The organism is Terriglobia bacterium (assembly GCA_020073085.1).
Taxonomy (GTDB): Bacteria; Acidobacteriota; Terriglobia; order JAIQFV01; family JAIQFV01; genus JAIQFV01.
Genome location: JAIQFV010000020.1, coordinates 12,617 through 35,592 on the forward strand (window position 1 = coordinate 12,617; position 22,976 = coordinate 35,592).

The following is a 22,976-nucleotide window of genomic DNA, read 5'->3' on the forward strand; positions in this document are numbered from 1 at the left end:
GCTAATTTAACCTCGGCAATAGAACGTAGGCTCCGAGGATGTCCACGGGAAGCACAGGCTGAATGGTCACTCGACCTTTGGAGCGTGAGGCTTCGCGCACCCGTTCGTGAGCGGCAAGCTGCGCCGCTGCGCGTTCGTTCGCGATCGGCACGAGCGAGATCTGGAGCTTGGACAGCGCAGGCAACAGCAAACCAACCTGCTGGTTGACTGCGGTAAGAGTGAGGTTTCGATCAGGACGCGATGCCAGCAGCCGTTCGCCGTCCTCCGTCTTCAACCACTGCGGCGCATCTGCTGGGCCTGTGCAGGCCAGGGGGGCGATCTCCTCGCATAAAATGGTTGCCATATCGGATCCAGCGATCTGCAAGTGGTAGCGGAAGCGCACCACCAGAAGGGTGGTGCGTATGGTCACTTCTGAGGTGGAGACGATGCCGCAGCGCGATGCCACCGGTCGGCTGTCACGCGCCACCGGGTCGAGCGCCTGATCGAGCGTCCAGCTCGCGAGACCCTCGATCACCCGGCTCGTGCGACCGAGATAGATCTCTCCATCAAGAAGCGGGAGATCGAAGCGGCCTGTGAATGGTTCGTCGAGCGCGATGGCTTGGCGCAAAGCACGCGGGACTTCATTGCTGAGAAAGATGGTCACGGCGTTACCCTTTACTTGTACTGGAACCGTCGCCGCCTGAAGGACAGTCCCAAAGAATCGAGCGACGTCCTCACTGCGACCAATGGCGGTTCGCACGCTCTGAAGCTCGGCCGCAACCGCCTCCGGGCTCAGGGTGTGCTGGGCAAAGCGCGAGCGGCTCGCCTTCTCGCGGTCGCGGGCGTTCTCCCACTCAGCATGGATGGCCTGTTTCTTCGGCGCGAGGTTTTCGATGAAGTCGAGATTAAGCTGGAGGCCTCCCGATCTGGTCTTCTCGCGGAAGAGCGCGCCCTCGAACAACGCCTCTGCAATCTGCTCGCTGGAGCCAGGCACCGCAACAGTGACGCCAAGATCGCTCTTGATGCTTTTGTGCTTGCGGATCAGCACATCGAGGATCACGCCGTCGATGGGGTTGTCGGTACCGTAATAGGTAACGACACGCACCTCGGTTTTCTCCTGGCCAAATCGGTCCACCCGACCTTCGCGCTGTTCGTGGCGCGTGGGGTTCCAGGCAAGGTCGTAATGCAACACGGCGTTGAAATGCTTTTGGAGGTTGACGCCCTCCGACAGACAGTCGGTGCAAACGAGCACGAACTGGCCGGGGTCGGCGGCCAGAGCGGCGATACGCGCCTCGCGCTCCGTCGGGGGAAGCTGGCTGGTAACGGACTCGACCCTTACCGTGTTCGGCAGTGCCTCACGCAGTTGGAGGGCGACGTACTCCGCCGTGTCAACGAAGCGGCAGAACACAACCGGGTGGAAACCATCCTTGAGCAGCGTCTTAATTTCGCGGACTGCACCTTGAAGCTTCAGATCGTCAGCGGGATTGATGGCTTCGGCACGGCGAGTGAACTCCAGAAGCTTGCGTCTTGTGGTTTCCTTGCTCGATTCCGTATCGGTACCCGGGCTGAAGTCGAGGGTGACGTTGTCATCATCATCTCCCTGGTCAAGAACCGTTCGGCGACCAATCTCGTCCACGTCCTCGTCTTCGGCCTGATCTACAGCGGCGCGGCTGCGCAAGGTCGCTGCGGCTGCAGCGGGACTGGATGAGACACAACGGAGGAGTGCCAGGGCCGACCAGTATCGAACGCGTTGGCGGCTTTGGCTACCGCCTTCCTCGGACACGTACTCGCGGGCGAAGGCCACGATGTCATCGAAGAGCACGCGGTAGTTCTTACTGAAGGTGTATGTGGCCTCCTTGTCCTTTCGCTCAGGGAAGGCGGTGTCGCTTTCCAGGTAGTGGCGGATGTCGGCTCGCCGGCGCTGCACGAGATGGCGGGCAAGCTTACGGCGTATTCCTTCGAGGCCGGCGCGGTCGAGATCCAAGGGCAGGTCGGCGAACTCGCCATCGAGCAGGCTCAACAGCGAGCGGAACGCCTGTTCGTTGCCGCTATGGGGCGTGGCGGTGACAAGCAAAACGTGCCGCGCCGGGTCTTCGGTCATGCGGCGAAGGAGTTCGAAACGCTGTTGTCGGCCGCGCCCAACACCGCCCGCCAGCGTGCAACCGTGGGCCTCGTCCACGATCACGAATTCGGGGCATTTGCGGATGAAGTCCTCGGCGTGACGAGGGGTCTTGATAAAATCGGTGGAGACGACAGTAAAGCGATGGCGGTCGAAGACAGACTCATCACGACGGCTGATCTCGTTCTCCAGGCGCTGGATGGTACTGCTCAAAATCAGCTCGGCCTCGATGTGAAATTTTTCGGCCAGCTCGCGTTGCCATTGCTCGGCCAAGTGCGGTGGGCAAAGCACAGCCATCCGTCGGATCTCGCCCCGATCCAGAAGTTCGCGGGCGATCAGGCATGCTTCGATTGTCTTGCCAATTCCCACGTCGTCGGCGATCAGCAGTCTCACCGGGTCGAGCTTGAGCGCCATCATGAGTGGCACGAGCTGATAAGGTCGAGGCTCCACGACGATGCGGCCGAAGCTACGGAAGGGTCCCGCGGCAGCGCGGGTCGAGAGGCGCGCCGCGTCCCGCAGGAGCTGTCCCGAGGTGAAATCGCCCACGTCCGCTTCGCTTGGAAGCCGGAACGTTGCAGACGAAACTGGCTCTACCACCGGGAGGACACCAGTGATCTCCTCGTCGAGCCCGCCGACGGGGCGGAGGAGCAGGAGGTCGTCCGTAGAGTCGGGCAGAACGACCCACTCACGGCCGCGGGCATGGACCAGGGTTCCGGGTTTGGATAGTGACGCGGTACTCATGTGCGAGGGACTCCGAAGATATCTGGGTGACGAAGGAAGATCGCGAGCCAGTCAGCCTTATGGTGGAAACGTATAACGATGTAGCCCATCTCTTTCAAGGCCTGCGTCGTGCCGTCGTCATCACGAATCTTATCGGCCCCATCGTGCGGTGGCCCGTCGATGTAGATTGCCGCGTTGTGCTCGCGGTAAAAGAAATCAGGTTGGCTGAAATAGCCGGGAATTTTGTACTGCCCATCGGTCGGCGGCCGGAGCATGAGCTCGTCCACCATGTCGAGCCAACGCTTCTCGAGCTGGCTGTCGCAGCGTTTGCGCAGTGCGATCATGCGCTCCGCACGAGAGCCTGCACCTCCTGCCGGGCGGCACTCGGCGCGCGATAGTTCGGACATTAGATCCCGGATGAGCGCACGATCGAGATCTTTGTGATCCGGCTGGTTGCCGTAGTCGAGGAGACACTCGTAGCATGCTCTGCCGCAGTGGCTTGCTCCGCGATCTTCCAAGGCGTCAGGATCGTAGTGGCAGATCACAAGCGCCCGGCGCGCAAGAACGGGCAGCACCGCCGGATCCTCAACAAGCTGCCGAAGCACTCCCGCGCCACCTTCCGACGCCTCGTAAAAGAGGATCTCTTGGCGGTCCTGGGCCGACGGCATGGGCTCGCATGAGAGCTCTCGTGGCTCCAGCTGAAAGTTCTGCTGAATCGCCTGCTTGAACGCGGCTTGAAGACCGGCCATTTCGGGGCCGGACCGAGGCGGCTCGAAACGCATCACCAGAGCGTTCTTGGCATCCTTCACGTAAGGCACCACCCGTTGTAACCGCGATTGTGCCGTGGCGTCGTCCTGGTCTTCTTCGTCTGCCTGATTGCGCGACCAGTAACCACGTTCAAGGTCGAGGTTGAAACCAGGAGGTTGCGTCCCGCGCTGTCTTGCCCAGCCCAAGTTGATGCGGTAGAGGTCGGTTGAGTCGCCGTAGCTGAGTCTCAGGGCAAGAGTGCCGTCGCAAAACACCTCCGCATCCTTTCGGTCCAGCTTGCCGCCAATCTCCGGGAACCGGTAGGACGAAACGAGCTTGTAGCCAAAGCGCTGCCGCTCCTCCTCGTCGCAGGTGATGCGCTGGGCGAGCTTCAGACTCACGTTTTGGAGTTGGATGAGATTCTCGATGCGTGCTGTTCCGTCAAGAGCCACACCGCAGCGGTCACACAACTCGGACAGGTTGATACCCTGCTCCATGTGCGCGTAGCCGCATTTCGGACAGCGCTTCATCGTCGCTGTCACGAGCTCGTGCGTGGCCTCGATGTCGTCCGATCCGAAATCCAAGTTGACCTTGTACACGCGGTAGCGGGCGCCTTCGTGATACACCAGGGCGCGCGGGCCGAATTCGGAGATGGCGAGAAATCGTGGACGGGAGACGAACTCATCGTGCCCCTTCCGTTGCCGTCGCCCGGGCACATAGGCCGACAGTGGGAGCCGCGGGAAGTTGTAGCCGGGAAGGAAGCCCTCCGAAGCGAAGTAGCGGTAAGAGTAGAAGTCGCCCTCGTAAATGCCCTCGGCTTCGGTGAGCAATCGGATCTGGCTTTCCGCCTGCGCCCGCAAACGACGCGAGTGGTTGCGCTCGATCTCGGGCCTGGCGTGATCGCCGATGATCCTGTGGTGCAGTTCGCGCTGGCGCACGGCGGAACGATACAGGCTTCGCCAGCGTTCGCAGGCGGAATCAAAGCTGCGTTCAACCTGATTGAGAACCTCTGCTCCCCAGTTCTCGTCGAACCATACCGTCGTTTCGAGCTCGCCGCGTATACCCGCGATTAACTGATTCGCCTTCGCAAGCGCTGCTGCGTGGTGGGCCGGGTTGTGTAACTCCTGCCTCAGAACATCCTTGACGGGCAAGGGGAGCTTGCCGTCGGACGAAGTAAGGTCCAGAACTGTTGTGAGTGTCCTACCGAGATCCGGCTTGGCGACCTCCATCCAGATCGCGTTGAGGTGCGACCGGATCAGATCGCGATTGCGCAGATCGATTGGCGGCGGGGCCACTGAGCCCGCCACCATTTTGCTCGGTTCCCGGTAAAAGTACTGATCGTGGGGGCTACGACCCGCACAGTAAGTAAAGACAAGCGCCGGCTGTCCGCCACGACCCGCACGACCGCTGCGCTGAGCGTAGTTGGCCGGCGTCGGTGGGACATTGCGAAGGTTGACGAGATTCAACTGGGCAATGTCGACACCCAGTTCCATCGTCGGCGAACAGAATAGTAGCGGTAGATCGCCGGTTCGAAACCGATCTTCCCGCTCCTGCCGATCCTCGGAGGCGACCTGTGCCGTGTGCTCGCGGGCTTCAAGCACGCACTTGAGGTCCACGAAGTGTCGGTAGCATTCGACAAAGTAGCGGTTGACCTCCGGCGGGATTTCTCCGGCCTCGAGCAACCGCGTGCGGTCGATCGGGCGGATCTCGCCATCGCCAGGAAGCCAGCGGAGCGCGTCTGCGTTCATTTGGTATCCTGGATCGTCGTTATCACGGCCGCTGCGGACCTGCTCAACAATGCCATATCGCTTGAGGGCGAGGAATAGGAACCGAATGACTTCATCGACCTCGGGACGGCCGAGCCTGTGACCATCTGGAAGATGTGTTGCAAGAGAACGCTTGAGGTAGCGACCGTAGGAACCGTAAGATGAAATGAAGAAGCCATAGCGGTCTTGTTGGCGCTTGGACCGCGGGTAGGCCACTTCGGATTTTGTCAGCCCGCGGGCGTCCTCGAGATACCAGACTGTATCTTCGAGCAGGCGAGGCTTGGTCTGTTCCACGAGATCGAGCTGCCTCTGTGGATCTAGGACATCAACCTTCACCGCCAGGGAACGGCGCATCACATCCAAAAGCGTACGGAGAATCTCCTCCCGTGTCACGACTGGACACAAGCGGAGTGCTGTTGGGGTATCAATCAATTGCTCGGCTTCGCGGCCTTCCCGAACCGAGAACCCGGTATTCCAGAGCTCGGCCTCTCCGAGCAGCCCTTCGTTACCACTTAGTCCTTCATAATTGAATTTTAGGAGCCCGCAGTCCTCGAGATTGGGAGCGGTCACGCGCCATCCGCGCTGAAGATCCCGGTAGAGGAAGTAATCAATCACGCGGCGGAGAGCGTCATGCGTCGCATTCCTGGCGGGGCCGCGCACTTCGGAATCTGCCGCATAATCGTCGAATCGCAATTGCATCGCATCGAAGACACTTCGCGACAACTCGCCGTGAGTAAGACCAACAGGGCTTCTCTCTTGCGTTGCCTTGTGCAGTGCTGACCGCAGAAGGGCAACCTGAGCGAAGTCATTAAAGTGGCCCGCCTGCAGGGAAGCGTCCTGGCGGTTGTCTGTAAAGCTGAGGAGCTTGCGTGCCTCCGGCTTCAGGTCTCTATCTCCTTGCAGTTCGATAAGCGAGCGGACGGCCAGGATCGTGGTGGCGGTGCTTCGGTTGTCGACACCCAGCGTCGCCAGCTTGTTGCGCTCTGATCGCTGGCTCCTAGTGTAGGCCACGCCGCAAGATGGCTCCAGACAGAAGAGGAAGTTGCGACGGATGAGGGCAGCCGGCATTCCTTCACCCTCGCGAGAAATCCGCCCCGCAGCATCGACGAAGACAGATTCGGGAACATCGACCCGTGAGTCTGGACGAACGCGCTCTACGCCCTGAGAGGTCGTCTCCTTCATAAAGTCAGGCAGTCGCTCGAGGAAAGCTTGACCTTCCGTTCGCGGCCAGGGTGCGTCCTTAGAGACGTACAGGTAGGCATCACTGGTTCCGTCATCGATGCTTTCGCGGCGGTCCTCGCGTGGGAGCAAAATCTTTCCTTGCTCGTTGGAGACCACCGTCACGCGATAGTAGGCCGTGCCACAATGTCGACAGAAGACCAACGGAAAAAGCGGCTTGTCGGGTTCGCCTGGTTTGGCTGCTTTCTTCGCCATCTCGAGATGACGTGTATCCTCAGGCTCGAGCGTGGACCACACTGTATCCCCCCGGGTGAAGAACTGGTGCAGCCGAAAGGCGAAGATGGGGAAGCGGCTCGATTCACTGCGACGAAGATTTGCTCCGTGCAGGAGGAAGCGGCGCAGGACTGCTGGACATTGCTCGGGGTCAGTGCCGGTCAGGTCGGCGAGTTCCGACGCCGCACTCTTCTGGTTTTCGATTTCGTCGCCCTGAAGTCGGCGGGGTGCTTGGCGGATCAGGTTCTTGGTCCCTTCTTCCTCCTGAACCCCAAACGTGGACTCGATCCATGATGCCAGAGGATGGAGACGGAACTCGTCGTACTTCTCTGGGGGGGCGGCGTCAGACGTGACGGCAGCCCGGATCGTCTCGATCACCCGGTTGTCTGTGAGATCGACCTCAGGCGTCGAGCGCTCCAATGTCTCGCCGATGACTTGCTCCGGTCCAAATTTCACTCCGAAAAGCGATTGAGCTACTTTCGCGACCTCGCGTCGTTGGTCGTCCGTGGATCGGCCACTGGCCATCGTCGCCGATGTTCCGATGCAAATGATGTCGTGACCACCGAAGGCCTGCCGGCATCGCCGGATCAGGAGCGCCACGTCCGCCCCTTGGCGTCCCCGATAAGTGTGGAGTTCATCAAAGACGAGAAAGCGCAGACCTTGCGCGGCCCGAACCAGTTCGCGATCCTCGGTTCGCGTGAGCAGAAGCTCGAGCATCATGTAGTTCGTGAGTAGAACGTCCGGCGGATTGCTCCTGATCGATTCGCGGGCGTCGCCTTTTTCCTGCCCTGTGTACTTGGCGAAGCGAACTGGAGACTGACCCTCAGGATATCCCTTCTCGAGAAACTTTTTGAGTTCTTCCTCCTGACTATTCGCCAATGCATTCATCGGGTACACCACGATGGCTTGAATGCCACGTCCCGAACCGTTGCGGAGGACATGGTCCACGATCGGCACGATGTAGGTAAGGCTCTTTCCGGACCCCGTACCGCTGGTCAGGACATAAGACTTCCCCTCTTTGGCCTTGACGATCGCCGAGCGCTGGTGTTCATGAAGGATAAGTTTTGCGCCACTATGATCGGAGTCGGATTTGTTGATACGGAAGATGCGGGCACACTCGGTATGCAGAACACCCTGCCCCACCAAATCATCGATGGTCCCGCTGGGGAGAAACGTCGGATTGAGCTGGAGAAGCGGCTCAGGCCAGAACGCCCCTGCATTTAGGGCGTTGTCGACATGCTGGTTAATCCGGGGGTCCCGAATCTTGATGAAGCTCCGCGTATAGCTTTGATAGTCGGCAACCAGCCGCGATCTGAGATCAAAGACGTCCATCCAATTGCTCCTGACTATGCCGTTCTGGATTAAATCTCTACAATGAAACGTCGACGGTGTGAATCGAAAGCCCTTGTGGCGCGCGCTGCTTGCCGCATACGATCGACAGGTTGGTTGGGGATTAAGCTGTCGTTATTCATTGCCACGCCTTCATCACTTCTTTCGCAGCACTCTTGAAGGCGGTGAAGTAGATCTCGTACCGACGCTGTGTTGGTGAGGAGCGAAACACGGTCCGCAAGAAGGGGCCAGGGCGGCGACGGGGGTGAGGCAGTGTAGATACCCCCGGCACCTTCTCTCGGAACACGCGAAGTGAGTGGTCGCTCTGATGAGCAATGGCATTGCGTATCCAAACCGCCTGTTGGATGTGGGTTTGGTTGGGCTCACTTATTTGACTGAGTGGCCGACCTTGATTCACAAGCAGGGAAGCCATCGCAATCCCCTGCTTGAGCGATGGGAGGGAGATATAGTCTTTGTCAGGGTAAAGCAACAAACGGCGTAGGGCAGCACGTGATTGAAACTCCACGTGACGGTAGTTCGTCCGACTGCGGCTTTCGCGACCACATGAGGCTTCGATTATACTGTCCTCCATGAAGGACTGCCACCTGGCGCATACAGAGAGGAAAGCAGACGTGTAAAGCAACTCTGCGTCGGTGACCGAGACCTCGCGGTTAACGAGATGCTTCTCGAGTCTTTCGACGCAACCGGCCAAGCGATCAATGTGCCGTTGGAATGACTCCGAGAGTGCTTCAATGGGCTGCAAGGTGGAGTTCCTTCGCCAGAAATACATGGCGCAGATCTCGGCGTACCTTGTCACCGGTCGAACGCTCAACTGCGTCTTGGATTTTCGTCGGTAGGGTCTTCGCACGAATCCTGTCGCTGACTTTCACAAGGTTCTGATCCAATGATGACGGCAGTTTGGCTTTTGGCGTGCCCTTGGTCAATGGCGACCCAATGCCATACATGTGGTCGTAGACCACGCCAAACAACGAGTAGAAGAGGGCGGGTCTGGAGAAACTGGTGTCAGCTAAGATACTTCCAGCAGCGGAGTTGATACTATCAAGAGTCGTCCGGAAGCGTTGCTGAAGAATGTCGGCATGCGGCAACCCACTATCATACTCCCGGTAGTAATCAGAAATCGCCTTTTGTTTCTTCGCTGTGATGCCGTGCAGGATGGTAAGAAGATACTCAGAAACGGCTTCCGCTTCCTCCATGCGCGCGATGGCGTCGTCGCTGAATAGTCGCCAGCGTCGCCACGTGTCAAGGTGCTGGAACCCCAACTCATACACCAGGCTCTTGAAGAAGCCGTGGTATTCCGCATTGCGAATCTCCTGCTGCGTGAGACGCAGTCCTGTGGAGTTCAAACGCGCAAAGATTCTGAAGACAACATCATCGCCCACCGATGATGGGAATACATGTGTGCTCAATTCATAGTCAAGGATGTCGTGTTTCACTGAGTCCGGGAACTGTTTGAAGCGCTTGCCCGCAATGGACTCATTGTGGTCCTGACGTACCATGAAGTCATCCTTTGCTGCGTCATAGTCCGGTAGCGCAGAGGAATCGAGAAATGAGATCAGCGTGCGGAGGCGTTGTTGTCCATCAACAACTTCCATAGTCATCTTGAGGCTCTTCAGGTCTTGAACTTGACGTAGAAAGATGATGGGAATGGGATACCCTCTCACAATACTATCAATGAACTGGGACTTTGCCGGCGGCTTCCAGACCTCCCTACGCTGGAAGATCGGTTTGAGCTCGAGTATTCCCGAGCGCTGCCAGTCGAGGAACTGAGCTATCGTGAATACGGTTTTGGTGGGGCGCAGGCTTGCCATGTTAGGTTTCCTCTCATGTGTTCGCGCTCTGGCAGTTGATAGCTATCTGTCTGCCCAACTTATAAATATAAGGTTTCCAGATACCCCCATCATCATAGTTTTCCCTCCTGATAAATCTCCGATGGAAAGCTTTTCCAAGCCCCCTTTAGTCAAAGGATTGGGGGCATTTCTGTCTTTAGCGTGCATCTTATATGGCTTCCGTCCAAACGTTTGCGATAATTCTCAAAGACAGTCACCCAGCCTGCACAGGTAACGCCCACCTCGGTTCAGTACATCCGTATCTGCTGCTAACGGATCGTGGACTTCACTTCTCTGTGATTTAGAAGCTCTTGCATCCGGCAGGTATTGGAGCCCTCCTATACGGAGTCGTTGCAAGACAACGGGACAATACGCGAACACTCACGTGCCTAATCATTCCGTCCTCCCGCACCTCTTCTGTACCGTTCAGTTCGTGGAATGGGATCGCATGTAAGGAAGCATCAAGCGCCAGCCCGTCGGAACAATCTCGGGGGCCGACCCGGGGGCGGCTGGCGACGAGTGAATTCTACTCCCCGAAGAGATTTCGATTCAAGCAGATTTCATCTCAAATGATGCGGGAGGGATCCTCTAGGAACTGGTACCGTTTGAGTTGCGCCGAATCGGGGGCAAGAAGATTCGTTATTCCAAGATCAACGCGGAGAATGCCTCGCCATCGCGCAGACATGTCCTAGGACGCGCCTGAAGGAATCTTGTGAAGTGAAGGGCCGCGGTGAACTCAGGGGCACCATTTTAGAGTAAAAAATTTGGTTACCATTTTGGTGCACACCTAGATCAAGAACGTCGCAATTGGTCACCCTCAGCAAAGGCGAGAAAACCTCACGGCAGGTGTATAAACATTGGTTAATCTCACATTGTCGCCATCGATCGCAGAAACCCTTTGCGCATCTGTTAACTTAAGGGTTGGAGGTTCGAGTCCGTTTTGTCATTCTTTTCTCTTCTTCTTGCGGTAAGGCTTGCGGCCGCCTGGCCGAATGGCATCTGGGCGTACTTGGAATTTACTTTGTTCAATTGGAACAACAAGCTGACCTCCTCTCTTTAATTTTTCCTCTTTTTGTTCCTTCCTCTTTTTCTTGCGCTTCCTTTCTGCGCGGGCCTGTATCTTCTTTGCTTTTTGGGGATTCCTTTTGCGCCACTTCTTGACACGACACTCGGAGCAGGTTTTTTTGTCGGCACGTACCAACCAATAGGCCTCCTTGCAGAAAGAGCATTGTCGAACGCGGGCGATGTCCACATGTCGGAGTGTTAATTGGAAATTTTCGTAAATACTCGAGCTCAGCCTTATCCGATTCCGACCCCTCTTGTTGAGCCAGTTGGAACTGGAAAAAGGTCCGTCAATGCATCTCCTTCTGAGTTCTTCTTGGGTCTCATATGGTCCGACGTAGTCCAGCAGAGTCCTCATCGATAGCGAGTGTTTAATGGCGTGACGCTTTTCCTTGAATCTGCGGAGAGCCCGAAATGCCCAGTCGAGTGTTCCTGGGAAAGCAAAGTGAAATGCTTTTCTGAATTTAGATTGACCACGTGCTTGGGACAACTCGAGCAGATCCTCTCGGATCCCTGCGAAGAAAAGGTAAAACTCTAGTGTCCCAACTGGGTCGCCTAGAATAATCAATGGTGAGCGGCTGAACTTTGGGCCAGCACTTTTGATGGTGGACTCAAATTTCGTCAATAAAACCTCAGGCGGCAGATCAAACCAGCCTTTGAGATCCTTCATCTTCCAAAGGTCTCCAGCCCACTTCGCCTGATCGATAAACCACTCCATGTTCTGATTCCAGAAACGGATCTCGCCGGTTTTTTCTTCCCGACCGCGTGCAGCAGGAATTTTTGACTTAAGGGGTGCCTTCATCGGACACTCGTGACCGTTAGCGTGGGAGTTCGACTGTGAATGTCGCTTAGTATTTACTCCAAAGCCAACTGAAAAGCCAGAGGCTCAGATCGAACGGTGAGTATCAAAGTCGCGAAAATAGTCTGGGAGTTTTCACAGCACAGGGGTAACGCCTTGGTCCTACTGTTGGCGATCGCCGACCATGCTCATGACGACGGAACAGGCGCGTGGCCCAGTGAGTCTCGGTTAGCCAAAATGACTCGATTGAGCAAACGCACTGTTCGGCGCCTTCTTCGCGTACTCGAGAGGTCCGGGGAGATTTCGACCCTTGTTGGCCGCGGCCGAGGGGGGACAAACTTATATGCCGTCACCCTAATCGGACGTGACGAGATGGCCCCCCAGGACGGACGCCCTCAGACGGTCCCACGGACAACAGGAGTCGCCCCGAGGACACCGGTGTCCTCCCCCCTGGGGACAAGGGTGTCCGCCGAACCATCAGTGGAAATATTAAAACAACCCCCAAGAACCAGAAATAAACCGCGAAAGAACGATTTCGTGCCCCCCGAGGACGACGATGTCTGGTTTGAGATGAGCGATAGGGGACTGGGGCCTACCGAGGCCGAGGAGCAGGCGGCTGCGTTCATAGACCACCATGAGACCCGCGGCTGGATCCTGCGTGGAGGGACCCGGATGGTTGACTGGAAAGCGGCCGTCGGCACCTGGATACGTTACATGAAGCAATTCTCATCCGGAGGCAACAATGGAACAGGAAAACAAACAGCAAGTCCTGCTCAACAGCGAGCCCAACGAACCGACGAAGCCAGCCGGCGATTTCTCGAGCGTACTCACCCGGTGGATGAATCTCTGGAGCCACGCGCTGGACCGGGAACTGAACGAGAAGAAACTCGCCGCCTACGCGCTCATGTTGAACCACATTCACCCCACTGAGCTCGATCGCGCGTGCAAGGATCTCTCACCGATCACGACGTTTCCCGCGCCGGGAGATATTAACCGCGCCTGGTTGGAACCGCACGCGAAGGCGGCGTTGGACAGCGTGTTCAAGTTCATCTCCGAATGGGGAACTAATCCGGTGCGCCGCATCAAGGCAAGACTACAACCATTTGGTGAAACGGATCCCCGCGGCAAGGAGGGCATCACCCTTGACTACGAACTCCCTCCCGCCTTTGATCCAGTCACGGCCGCTGCCATCCTGAGTGCCGGCGGCCTCGATGCCATCGCACGATCCCAGGAAACGGAAAAATCGTTCTACTTCACGCAGTCCCACTGGGTTAAGAACTACATCCAAGCTGCGACCGAGTCGGCACGTAAAAGTCGCTTGGAAGGTGAACGTCTTTGACTTCATTTCATCTTGTGGTTTTTCAGAAATGGAATCGGGGTGTCAAACTCAGTAGTCCATTAAGCATCACGAGGAGCAGGGCTGAGGCGACCTGAACGGGGATGAAGTCCGCGATTGGCCCTTGGAGGCTTGGCTCTGGCCAAGTTTTTGGGTGTGGTGACAACTGAAATCAAGAAATTCTACTGACGACATGGAGAAGCACCAAGTGGAAGGCAGGTGCGATACATCTGCAAGAACGAACATATCGAAGTTTGTAGAGCAATCCTTCGGAGCCATAGGCTGAGAAATCAATTCAGATTTTCCTCCAGATCGTAAGCTTCGTTGCTCAATTAAATCGAGGTGAAAACATCAATGATCGAAAAGCGGCTTATCAATATTCGTGAGCTTTCTGAATGGACTGGGTTTACGGAGGGGACTCTTTACCAGTGGGCGCACATGGGCAAGATTCCTTGCGTGAGGCCAAACGGTTCAAGAAGATGCTTGAGGTTTGACGTGATCGCTATCGAAGAGTGGATTCAAACCAACTCCAGTGAAGCATCGGTCGCTGGAGAAAAAAGCTTGACACGCCCAACGGGTGATGTAACATAATGTTACAATGACTGGCGACACTCTCAGGCGGCTCAGGAACTCCCTCGACATGACGCAGGAAGCATTTGCTCGATGCGCCCATGTTCACAGGGTCACGCTGGCTCGATGGGAAGCGGAGTTGGTGCCGATTCCTCCAATTGTTGAGTGGGCCTTCAATCTGCTTCGGGAGAATCGTCAGCTCAAACAAAAACTTAAGCAGAAAGGAGCAAAGAAATCCTATGGGCGTATTCAGAAAAAAGGGTAGTCCATACTGGTGGATCAACTGGTGGGACCCCTCGAAGAAAAAACAGTTCTTTGAATCAACAGGAATTCAACTGGGAAAGCCTAAACGGGAAGCCAAGGAGGTGCTCAAGCAGCGCGAAGGTGCCACCGCCAACGGATTGAATGTATCACCCAAACAAATGAAATTTGAAGACGCGGTTGAAATCTTCAAACAAGAATATGTCCCCCGGAAGAGTGTGGGAACCCAACGATTCTACAAGTACAACCTCCCCACCCTGAAGGGACATTTTGGGGCCATGAAGCTTGGAAAAATAACTGTTCAGGATGTTGAGACCTATCGAACCCAACGTCAACAGGCGTCGCCCAAGCATGATTCTGAGGGCAAGACAAGGATTAAGAACGCGACCATCAACCGAGAAATTGCCGCACTGGGCAAGTTGTTTACTTTTGCCTGGAAGAAGGAATGGGTGATCAAAAACCCCGTGCGGATGTTAGAGCCGCGTTTATTGCCCGAAGAGGAGCAGCGCCGGGAAGCTCACTATATGGACTTCGTTGAACAGGGAAAAATCTGCGCCAAGGCCCCGGAGTTCTTGCGTGACATCGTGGAGCTTGTTCTGAATACCGGGGTGCGTTACCAAAAGGAACTGCTACCACTGCGTTGGGAGAACGTGGACCTGAATCTCGGGGTTATCGGGATTGTGGCTTCCAAAACAAGAGCAGGCATCAGAGAGATCCCTCTCAATGATGCCGCCATTGCAATCCTGAAGCGCAGGAAGGCTGATTCTGCCTCCGAATGGGTATTTCCTTCATCCGTCGAGCCAGGGAAGCATCTGAGTGCTCCCAGGAAGGCGTGGGTGAAAACCCTCAAGGATGCCAGGGTGGCATATTTCCCCATCTACAATCTGCGCCACACCCACAGGACCCGGGCCAAACTGGTGGGAATGAATGTTGAGGTGATGCAAGAGGTGATGGGGCACTCTGATCCGTCGATGGCGAAGCGATATTCGTTGCAGAGAATTGATTTTCAACGAGCCGAGTTGAACAAGCTTTGTGCGAGCCCCGCCGTTACCGCATCCGAGGACAATCTCACGCTAGAGGAACTGGTTCAGTAGGTTTACATGACAATTTACATGTCAAAATGGAATGGTGGGAAGGAAGCTGAGTTGGGGAGAACGGGGAAGCCCATGAAAGGATTGAAGAAGATTGGTGGACCTGATGGGGCTCGAACCCACGACCTCATGACTGCCAGTCATGCGCTCTCCCAAACTGAGCTACAGGCCCACTCTCGCAGAGCGACCAGCATACTACTCGATGTAGGGAAGTTTTGCAAGAAGTGCGCGGGTCTTTCAGGGCGGGTCCGTTGTGGAGCGATGAACCAGGGCTTGAATAAAGTCTCGGGTGCCGCAGGCATGCGCTCTTTGCATGCCTGCGAATGATGATTATTCAGGCCTCCGCCCGAGGCCCTTTCGCGGGTACCGCAGGCGTCCGGAACATCTGGTGTATGGTTACGGGAGACGCGTTTCCACGCGCAGGCATACAAAGAGCGCCTGCCTGCGGCACCCGGGGTTTCCGGGGACCCCTACACGGGGCATTCCGCATGCTCGCTTGTTCGCAGGCATACAAAGAGCGTATGCCTGCGGCATCCAAGGCCTGCCTCGGACCCACAAAGAACGTATACCTGCGGCACCCGGGGTTTTCTGGGACCCCCACCCGGGGCCTTCCACATGCTCGCTTGTTCGCAGGCATACAAAGAGCGTATGCCTGCGGCACCCACAAAGAACGCCTGGCTGCGGCACCCCGCGAACTCTCTGCGTCTACTGCGGCTCCGCGTTATATTGTTCAAGGAAATTCGATCCTGTCCGAAATCTACGAAAAATTTTGGCGGGCAGTTGAAAATTCTGCGGAACCTCAGCCGGGTTTTTTCGTCTAAGTGGATGAATCTCCCCGGAGGTTGACGCGAATGGACCATCTTCTGGCCGACGTTCGGTATGCCGTCCGTGTGCTTCTGAAGGATCCGCTGTTCACCGCCCTGGCGGTACTGACCCTGGCACTCGGCATTGGCGCGAATACCGCCATCTTCACTCTGCTGGACCAGGTTTTGCTCCGGCTCTTGCCTGTAAAGAATCCGCAACACCTGATGCTGCTCACCATGCGCGGCCGCCATTACGGCAACAACTGGGGCGGCAACGCGATCTCGTATCCGATGTACCGTGATTTTCAGGATCACAACGAGGTTTTTTCGGGCATGTTCTGCCGCTTCCCGACCCGGGTGAACCTCACCTTCGGAGGGCAGGCGGAGCGCGTGGAAGCGGAGCTGGTATCAGGTACCTATTTCAACGTGCTCGGGGTGACCACGGTCCTGGGACGTCCGTTTACGCCGGAAGACGATCGCCTCCCCAACGGGCACCCCCTGGTGATCCTGAGTTACAATTTTTGGAAACAGCGGTTTGGCGGCGATCCGGCGATCCTCGGAAAAACGGTGACGGTCAACAAGCACGATATGACCGTGATCGGAGTGGCGCAAGCCGGCTTTGATGGCGTGGAATTGGGCTATACGTCAAAGCTGTTCATTCCGGTCATGATGCAGCCACAAGTCTTGATCGTTCCCATGGAAATGCTCACGGACCGCCGCAGCCGTTGGGTAAATGCGTTCGGACGCCTGAAGCCGGGGGTGACGCAGAAACAGGCCAAAGCATCCCTGCAGCCGTTCATGCATTCGATGCTCGAAATGGAGGTGCGCGAGCCGGCCTTCAGCCGTGCCTCGACCTATGATCGGGAGCAATTTCTCAAATGCTGGATCGACGTGTTGTCCGGGTCGCAGGGCCGGTCCTATTTCCGCCAGGAGCTCTCGACGCCGCTGTGGGTGCTGATGGCCATCACCGGGGTCGTGCTGCTGATCGCTTGCGCCAACCTGGCAAACCTCTTGCTGGCCCGGGCGACCGGACGGCAAAAGGAAATTGCGGTGCGCTTGTCGGTGGGCGCGAGCCGGGGACGCATTGTTTCTCAACTCCTCGTGGAAACACTGTGTCTTTCCGCGGTCGGCGGTCTCGCCGGTCTCGCCCTGGCTTTTTGGGCTGACAGGGCGCTCATGGCGATCTATCTCCCGGCGGACTCCGGGGGATTAAGTATCTCAACGGTGCCTGATTTTCGAATTCTTCTGTTTACCTCGGCGGTGACCATATTGACCGCACTCCTTTTTGGTCTCGTGCCGGCCCTGAAGACGACGAAGCCGGATATCGGGAAGACCTTAAAGGATCAGGCGGGGTCCGTTGTGGGCGGCGGGCATGGGGGACTGCGCAAGACGCTGGTCGTCACCCAGGTCTCTCTTTCCCTCCTGCTTTTGATCGGCGCCGGCCTTTTCCTCCGCAGTCTGAATAATCTGAGCCGCCTGGGCCCGGGCTTTTCCGCGGAGCGGCTAGTGGGATTCAACATTGACCCGTCGCTTGGCGGTTACTCGGTCGAAGACCAGAAGATTTTTTATCAGCAGTTGACCGACAGCCTCAGTTCAATTCCAGGGGCTCAATCGGTGGGCCTGGCCTCGATGCGTATTCTTGAAAACAACGAATGGGACAGTGGAATGACAGTGGAAGGGTACACGCCCGGGAAACCCGATGATCATGCCCAGCCTTACATGAATCAGATCAGTCAGAACTATTTCGCGACCCTCGGCGTGCCCATCGTCGCGGGCCGCGATTTTACCGTCAAGGACAACCACGAAGTGAAATTCGGCCCCCAGCCCGAGGACTGGAGCCCGACCACAGTCATGATCAACCAGGAGTTTGCACGGCGCTATTTTCAAGGGCAAAATCCCGTCGGTCACCACCTCGGATTCGGGACCGATCCGGGGACGCGCACGGACATGGAAATCATCGGGGTGGTGAAGGATATCAAGTACACGAACCTGCGGGATGACATTCCGCCGCAGGCTTTCATTCCTTATTACGGGAGTCATTTCATGGGCAGCATGACCGTTTACCTGCGAACGGCCGTCGATCCGAATCAGTTAATGCCGACGGTGCGGGCGAAGGTGCGGGACCTCGATCAGAACCTGCCCATCTATGAGATGCGGTCGATGGAGGCCCAAGTCAACAACTCGCTCACCACCGAACGGATGATTGCGAGCCTGTCGACGGTGTTCGGTTTCCTGGCAACCCTGCTGGCGGTCATCGGACTTTACGGAGTGATGGCTTACACTGTATCCCAGCGACGGCGCGAAATCGGCATTCGGATGGCGCTGGGAGCCGAGCCCAGGAATGTGATCGGAATGGTGATGCGCGATGCGCTGTTGCTGGTCGCCATCGGTGTGGCCGTCGGCGTGCCCTTCTCGTTGGGTGTGATGCGGGCGGTCCAGAGCCAGCTCTTTGGACTGACGGCCCATGACCCCTCAACCCTGGCCCTGGCCACAGTTGGACTGGTGTTCGTCGCCTGCGTCGCGGGGTACCTTCCGGCTCTTCGCGCCAGCCGCCTCGATCCGATGGCCGCATTGCGGTATGAATAAGGCCGGGGTCAGGGGTCGAGAGAAGCAGGTATTAGATGGATGATAGGTGATAGAAGGGGATAGGGAAGGCAGTTTCCAGTTCGAAGTCCAAAGTCCAAAGTCCAAAGTTGGGAAAAAAAATGATTCGCGGGGTCAGACGATTTCGGGTGGTTCCGCAAGCCCGAGAGCGTCAGGGATGCCGAATCAACGAATCAGACCTGTCGAGGCCATTCAGGAAGTATCGCCACTCGCAGACTTGCGGAAACCGCATGTCTGGTGCCGCCTGCTTTTTTCACCTCTGCGGTGTAAGATCTCACCGGTTAGCGGCTGTTCCTAATAATTCATGAGGTGAATCTCTTATGGCCAAGGTACTGGTGCGGTACACGGATTACTTTGCCCAGACGATCCAGCGTATGCGGGAAGACGGACTGCTGCTGGTCACCCTGGGCGCGGACGGGAAACCCAATGTCATGACCATCGGGTGGGGAACGATTGGCTCCATCTGGTCGCGATCCGTTTTCATTGTGCTGGTGAGACCTTCGCGCCACACGTACAGCCGGCTGGAGGAGGTCCGGGATTTTACCGTCAATGTTCCTCCCCGGGAACTGTCGGCGGCGGTCAGCCATTGCGGGACTGTATCAGGACGGGATCACAACAAGTTCCAAGAAATGCATTTGACCCCGATGCCGAGCCGGGAGGTGCGCCCTCCCGTCATCAAGGAATGCCTGGTGCACTACGAGTGTCGGACCCTGCATCGGAATGATTTGGAGCCCGACGCGCTGGTCCAGGCGGTGCGCGAGGAGTTTTACACCACCGGCGATTTCCACCGCGTCTACTTTGGAGAGATTGTGTCCGCCTATGCCGACGAGGATGCCGGTCAACGCCTGAGCGCCACCCCGGTGGGAGTGATCAAACCTGCTCCATAACAGCAAACCCCCAACCAGCAAATTTGAAGGTTGGATCATTCCGTTGTTCATCGGGCCCGTGGAGTGCGGCCTTCGGGGCGCATTTCGGGGCCACGAAGAGAAAGCGGGGACGTGCCAGGCGGGCCGAATGGATGAAATCAGGGATAGAAAGCGGTACGGGGCGTTCCGCACTCCAAGCGGTTACCGCAGGGGAATTCCTTCACCCAGCTGTAGCATTCCCGGAAGCTCAATGGACCCGAAGTCCTTTTCGAGCACGACAGTCGTCTCCAGCGCCAGGGAGCCTTGACCCTTGATCGTGCCGGGCCGAATGGCCTTGATCCTCCCACCCTGGATTTGCAGGACAAACCCTTCCAAGGTGAACTCCGCCGTCAGGGTGAAGTCGATTTGGGTCAGTTTCGCTCCCTTGAAGAGTACTTCCACACAGGGGTGATGCTCCGACTTTACCGAGTGCTCCGCCAGGGACACCAGATAGGTATCCGCAGGAGGATATTTCCCCGGATCTGCAAACTCTTCGACCTCCCGATATTTCTTCCAGGCGGGGAGAAGAATGTCGAGGAGAGGCACGTCGAGTGTTTCGAGAATCTTCTTCGCGAGCACATCCGAGACGGCATCCCACTTGATCGCCTTCGACCCCTTGGCCAGCGCTTCTCGCAGGGCGGGCATGAACCGGCTGGACTCCACGGCAGTACGTGACGCCGGAGGCAGGGTGTTGTCGGGCAGCGCGAAGCAATCCCTTAGATTCATCTGATCTTCATTCATGGATCTTCTCGATTCTGGTGCATAGGGGGCCATGAGAAGTCGTTGATTGGTCCCCGGCCGGGTGCACCACGCGGAACTGCCAGCTGCTGGAAGCGATCGGAGTATCGGGCCCCTGCGGCCACTGTCGGCCCGCATCTCTTTCAACGCGAAGGCTCAGCTTCTGCATCTGTATCCACCGGTAGGCAGAAAAAGTTCCCGCGCCGGCCAGAAGCACAGCACCCAGGATGGCTCCGATGATACCCCATGCAGGGATTTGAGCCGGTGCGATCACCACCTGAATAGGATCGCTCGTGTAAAAATGCTCATGGACGCTCCCGCCGCCCGGCAATGGCTCGTGGATGGTGCGCACCGTGACCCATGCCGAGTATTGATTGCCCTGGCGATAGGAATGCTGCGCGTTGGGGGAGTCTGACGCTTCGACCGGTGTGCCGTCTCCAAAGTGAAAATTGTAGACTGCTCTGCCAGCTTGGGTGGACGGGGTCACGACCGCATGGAATTGAATGGGCTCGTTCTCCCTGGGATGGCTCGGTGTGGAGAGCAAGGTGACATCGAGGCGCGCGACGTGCACGGGATACTCGACCCGGTTGCTGATGACTTGCCTGTGGCCGAGCGTGGCCGTAGCGAACACCACATAGTCGCCATCGTCGGCGTACTGGTGGGTTACTTCGGGCACATCCAGTTCGCCGGTGCGCTCGCCTTCGCCGAAGGTGAATTGAAATGTCGCGCCGGGAAACGGGGGAATGAGTTCAACATTGAAGGTCACCGCCTCCCCCGGCAGGGCGTTTGTCGGGTTGGGTCGCAAAATGAGGGAGTGAATGATCTGCTTGCTCACCTCGAAACTCACGCTTGTCCCAAGCCGCACCTGCGTGCCTGCTTGCGGATATTGTGACACCACCACCCCGGTTTCTTCCTCCGAATCCACCTCTCTGATCTCGGAGTCACTCGGCTGCAACCCGGCATTCTGCAACCGTTGCAGGGCTTCTTCCTTTCTTTCCTGCACCAGGTTTGGGACCTCTACGGTCGGTACAGCGGGCTTGGCAGCAGCGATAGCCACCTGGACGGGGGTGCCCCTTTGAACCAGGGTTTCAGGTTGTGGCCGCTGGTCGAAAATGGTGCCCGGCCGCGCCTGGTCCGTTATGATCTCTTTAGCTCCCCCATACTGCAAGCTGCGCTGTGCTAATACTGCCTTGGCCGCCACCGGTGTCATTGAGTGAAGATTGGGAACGCGCACCAAGTTGCTGTCCGGACGTTTCTCGGGTGGTCCCTTCGTCCCTGACGGTGATTCAGGCTCACCCGGTGGCGGTTTCTCCGGTTGCTTTCCAGGGCGGGGTTTGGATGATTGTTTCGGCGGTGGAGGCGTGAGGTTGGGCCCGCGAGCGACCCAGACCGCCACCGCGCTGTCCATCGGCGCACTCTCAGGGGGTTGCGGCCGTTGTCTCGCCACTCGTTCGGGCGAGGCGTCATAGTTGCCGAAATAAACTTCGCCCATCACGAGATGAGCCCTACGGAGAATCGCTGCCGCTTCATCGACCGTACGGCCTCGTAGGTCCGGGACCGGGGTCGTCGGCGGCGCGTGAGGTGACCCGCGAGCGATCCAGACTGACACGGCGCTGCCCGCCGGGGCATTTTCGCCGGACGGCGGCTGTTGTTTCGCCACTTGACCGGCCGGGGCATCGTAACTCCCGTATTGGATTTCACCCAGCACAAGGTGCGCCTGCCGCAAGGTCTTCCGCGCCCCATCGGGCGTTTGACCCCGTAGATTAGGTACCGGGGTGGACAGTTGCCCGGGAGGGGGCTCGCGAGCCACCCAAACTGCCACGGCGCTGCCTGTCGGCGCAATTTCGCGGGGCGGAGGATATTGTCTTGCCACCTGGCCGGCCGGGACGCCGTAGATTCCATAGGTGACCTCTCCCAGAACAAGATGAGCGCGGCGCAGGGTCGCCATGGCCTGCTTTGGTGTTTGGCCCCGCAGGTCCGGGACTACAGCGGTGGTCTGGGCTGTAGCGAGGTTCGCGACTTTCTGCTTTTGCGGCGCGACTTCCAACTTCTCGATGGAATCCTTCGACTTCGCTTGTTTCTGCTGCGGGGGAGCGCCTTCAATGACGCCGCTAAGAAATAAAATGAAAAGGAGGACCAAGCCGATGAATCCGAAACCGATCCATAGTCCGGCCTGACCGGCATGGATAGAAAGACCCCTTCGCTTCGTTTCGGAAGAGATTCTTGCCCTCATCCCCATCTCTTTTCGTTGAAGTTCTTCCGTGATGTTTAGAAAACGAAATCGGGCGCCGAATCCTCGATATCTCGAATCCATTGCCGCTTTACCAACGACTGTACGCTCGCTGCATCAAGAGTGTCAAGAGTGCGAATCGCGCATTCGATTGCGGAATGCGGAGTTCGAATTGCGAAATTGAAGAACGGAGTCGATGGACTCATAGGGATGAGGAATTATGGGGACGAGTCGGATTTGTTCCCGAAGCGATTCGTTTGGAAAGCCTTGGTTTGTCTGTTTTCCGGCGGATCACTGGATCTTGCTTCAAGCTGGGGAAAGGAACCATTCCTCTGCCGCCGCAGGTCAGGGAGACATCGGTTGCCGAGGTGTGAGGTGTGGCTGCGGGTTGGGACTGAAGAATCCCACGGGTGAGGCCAGGGTAATTTCGTCCTGCAGGAGCGCTGCAGTTTCGCCGACAGTATTGGATTCGATGGAGTGACAAACCCAGGGCAGGCTGACCGCGGACCTTCGAAGGAGACCACCCAAGGCATCGCTACAATCTGCGGGCAATCCTGCCTTCCGCTGTCCGGTTCTGGGATGATATGATTTCACTTTCGAACACTCTCTGATGGACAC

The 22,976-nt window shown here is 57.3% G+C and carries 13 protein-coding genes and 1 tRNA gene; 7 read left to right on the top strand and 7 right to left on the bottom strand.

Annotation, left to right across the window (positions count from 1 at the left end; translation table 11 throughout):
• Position 1: 1 nt before the first annotated feature.
• From LAO21_17785 to LAO21_17800, 4 genes are all read right to left on the bottom strand, one after another.
• Entirely contained in the window at positions 2-2,839 is a 2,838-nt protein-coding gene (locus LAO21_17785) for a DEAD/DEAH box helicase (GenBank protein ID MBZ5554572.1), read from the bottom strand.
• Complete coding sequence (locus LAO21_17790; protein MBZ5554573.1) at positions 2,836-8,115, bottom strand: DEAD/DEAH box helicase; 5,280 nt, start codon at positions 8,113-8,115, stop codon at positions 2,836-2,838. Before LAO21_17790 ends, LAO21_17785 begins: the two co-directional genes overlap by 4 nt.
• Before the next feature lie 746 nt (positions 8,116-8,861).
• Complete coding sequence (locus LAO21_17795; protein MBZ5554574.1) at positions 8,862-9,941, bottom strand: DUF262 domain-containing protein; 1,080 nt, start codon at positions 9,939-9,941, stop codon at positions 8,862-8,864.
• A gap of 961 nt (positions 9,942-10,902) precedes the next feature.
• On the bottom strand, positions 10,903-11,823 hold the full coding sequence (locus tag LAO21_17800) for a hypothetical protein (protein ID MBZ5554575.1): 921 nt from the start codon (positions 11,821-11,823) through the stop codon (positions 10,903-10,905).
• A gap of 96 nt (positions 11,824-11,919) precedes the next feature.
• Here LAO21_17800 and LAO21_17805 point away from each other — a divergent pair, with 96 nt between their 5' ends.
• The 5 genes from LAO21_17805 (at position 11,920) to LAO21_17825 (ending at position 15,081) form a co-directional block, all read left to right on the top strand.
• Positions 11,920-12,750 carry a helix-turn-helix domain-containing protein gene (locus tag LAO21_17805; protein ID MBZ5554576.1) on the top strand — a complete coding sequence of 277 codons (831 nt, stop codon included), beginning with the start codon at positions 11,920-11,922 and terminating at the stop codon, positions 12,748-12,750.
• The gene (locus LAO21_17810) at positions 12,725-13,159 is read left to right on the top strand and encodes a hypothetical protein (GenBank protein MBZ5554577.1); all 435 of its coding nucleotides are present in this window, start codon (positions 12,725-12,727) and stop codon (positions 13,157-13,159) included. The genes LAO21_17805 and LAO21_17810 overlap by 26 nt, the downstream gene beginning before the upstream one ends.
• Positions 13,160-13,510: 351 nt before the next feature.
• Complete coding sequence (locus tag LAO21_17815; GenBank protein ID MBZ5554578.1) at positions 13,511-13,747, top strand: helix-turn-helix domain-containing protein; 237 nt, start codon at positions 13,511-13,513, stop codon at positions 13,745-13,747.
• Positions 13,748-13,796: 49 nt separating this feature from the next.
• The gene (locus LAO21_17820) at positions 13,797-13,991 is read left to right on the top strand and encodes a hypothetical protein (GenBank protein ID MBZ5554579.1); all 195 of its coding nucleotides are present in this window, start codon (positions 13,797-13,799) and stop codon (positions 13,989-13,991) included.
• Entirely contained in the window at positions 13,966-15,081 is a 1,116-nt protein-coding gene (locus tag LAO21_17825; GenBank protein ID MBZ5554580.1) for a site-specific integrase, read from the top strand. Before LAO21_17820 ends, LAO21_17825 begins: the two co-directional genes overlap by 26 nt.
• A gap of 92 nt (positions 15,082-15,173) precedes the next feature.
• On the opposite strand, the gene LAO21_17830 is transcribed toward LAO21_17825, so the two are convergent.
• A tRNA-Ala gene (locus LAO21_17830) sits at positions 15,174-15,250 on the bottom strand.
• Positions 15,251-15,929: 679 nt separating this feature from the next.
• Here LAO21_17830 and LAO21_17835 point away from each other — a divergent pair.
• Entirely contained in the window at positions 15,930-18,467 is a 2,538-nt protein-coding gene (locus LAO21_17835) for an ABC transporter permease (protein MBZ5554581.1), read from the top strand.
• Positions 18,468-18,805: 338 nt separating this feature from the next.
• Entirely contained in the window at positions 18,806-19,372 is a 567-nt protein-coding gene (locus LAO21_17840) for a flavin reductase family protein (protein ID MBZ5554582.1), read from the top strand.
• 180 nt (positions 19,373-19,552) lie between these two features.
• On the opposite strand, the gene LAO21_17845 is transcribed toward LAO21_17840, so the two are convergent.
• Both LAO21_17845 and LAO21_17850 read right to left on the bottom strand, forming a co-directional pair.
• A complete protein-coding gene (locus LAO21_17845) occupies positions 19,553-20,116 on the bottom strand; it encodes a hypothetical protein (GenBank protein ID MBZ5554583.1) in 564 nt (187 codons plus the stop codon).
• A gap of 7 nt (positions 20,117-20,123) precedes the next feature.
• Positions 20,124-22,361 (bottom strand): PASTA domain-containing protein, encoded by a 2,238-nt coding sequence (locus LAO21_17850; protein MBZ5554584.1) that lies wholly within the window; start codon positions 22,359-22,361, stop codon positions 20,124-20,126.
• Positions 22,362-22,976 lie beyond the last annotated feature (615 nt).

What these genes read in the sequence shown, in the direction of transcription:
- LAO21_17785 (MBZ5554572.1), bottom strand. Translation starts at nt 2,839, where the DNA reads ATGAGTACCGCGTCACTATCCAAACCCGGAACCCTGGTCCATGCCCGC.
- LAO21_17790 (MBZ5554573.1), bottom strand. Translation starts at nt 8,115, where the DNA reads ATGGACGTCTTTGATCTCAGATCGCGGCTGGTTGCCGACTATCAAAGC.
- LAO21_17795 (MBZ5554574.1), bottom strand. Translation starts at nt 9,941, where the DNA reads ATGGCAAGCCTGCGCCCCACCAAAACCGTATTCACGATAGCTCAGTTC.
- LAO21_17800 (MBZ5554575.1), bottom strand. Translation starts at nt 11,823, where the DNA reads ATGAAGGCACCCCTTAAGTCAAAAATTCCTGCTGCACGCGGTCGGGAA.
- LAO21_17810 (MBZ5554577.1), top strand. Translation starts at nt 12,725, where the DNA reads ATGTTGAACCACATTCACCCCACTGAGCTCGATCGCGCGTGCAAGGAT.
- LAO21_17815 (MBZ5554578.1), top strand. Translation starts at nt 13,511, where the DNA reads ATGATCGAAAAGCGGCTTATCAATATTCGTGAGCTTTCTGAATGGACT.
- LAO21_17820 (MBZ5554579.1), top strand. Translation starts at nt 13,797, where the DNA reads ATGACGCAGGAAGCATTTGCTCGATGCGCCCATGTTCACAGGGTCACG.
- LAO21_17825 (MBZ5554580.1), top strand. Translation starts at nt 13,966, where the DNA reads ATGGGCGTATTCAGAAAAAAGGGTAGTCCATACTGGTGGATCAACTGG.
- LAO21_17835 (MBZ5554581.1), top strand. Translation starts at nt 15,930, where the DNA reads ATGGACCATCTTCTGGCCGACGTTCGGTATGCCGTCCGTGTGCTTCTG.
- LAO21_17840 (MBZ5554582.1), top strand. Translation starts at nt 18,806, where the DNA reads ATGGCCAAGGTACTGGTGCGGTACACGGATTACTTTGCCCAGACGATC.
- LAO21_17845 (MBZ5554583.1), bottom strand. Translation starts at nt 20,116, where the DNA reads ATGAATCTAAGGGATTGCTTCGCGCTGCCCGACAACACCCTGCCTCCG.
- LAO21_17850 (MBZ5554584.1), bottom strand. Translation starts at nt 22,361, where the DNA reads ATGAGGGCAAGAATCTCTTCCGAAACGAAGCGAAGGGGTCTTTCTATC.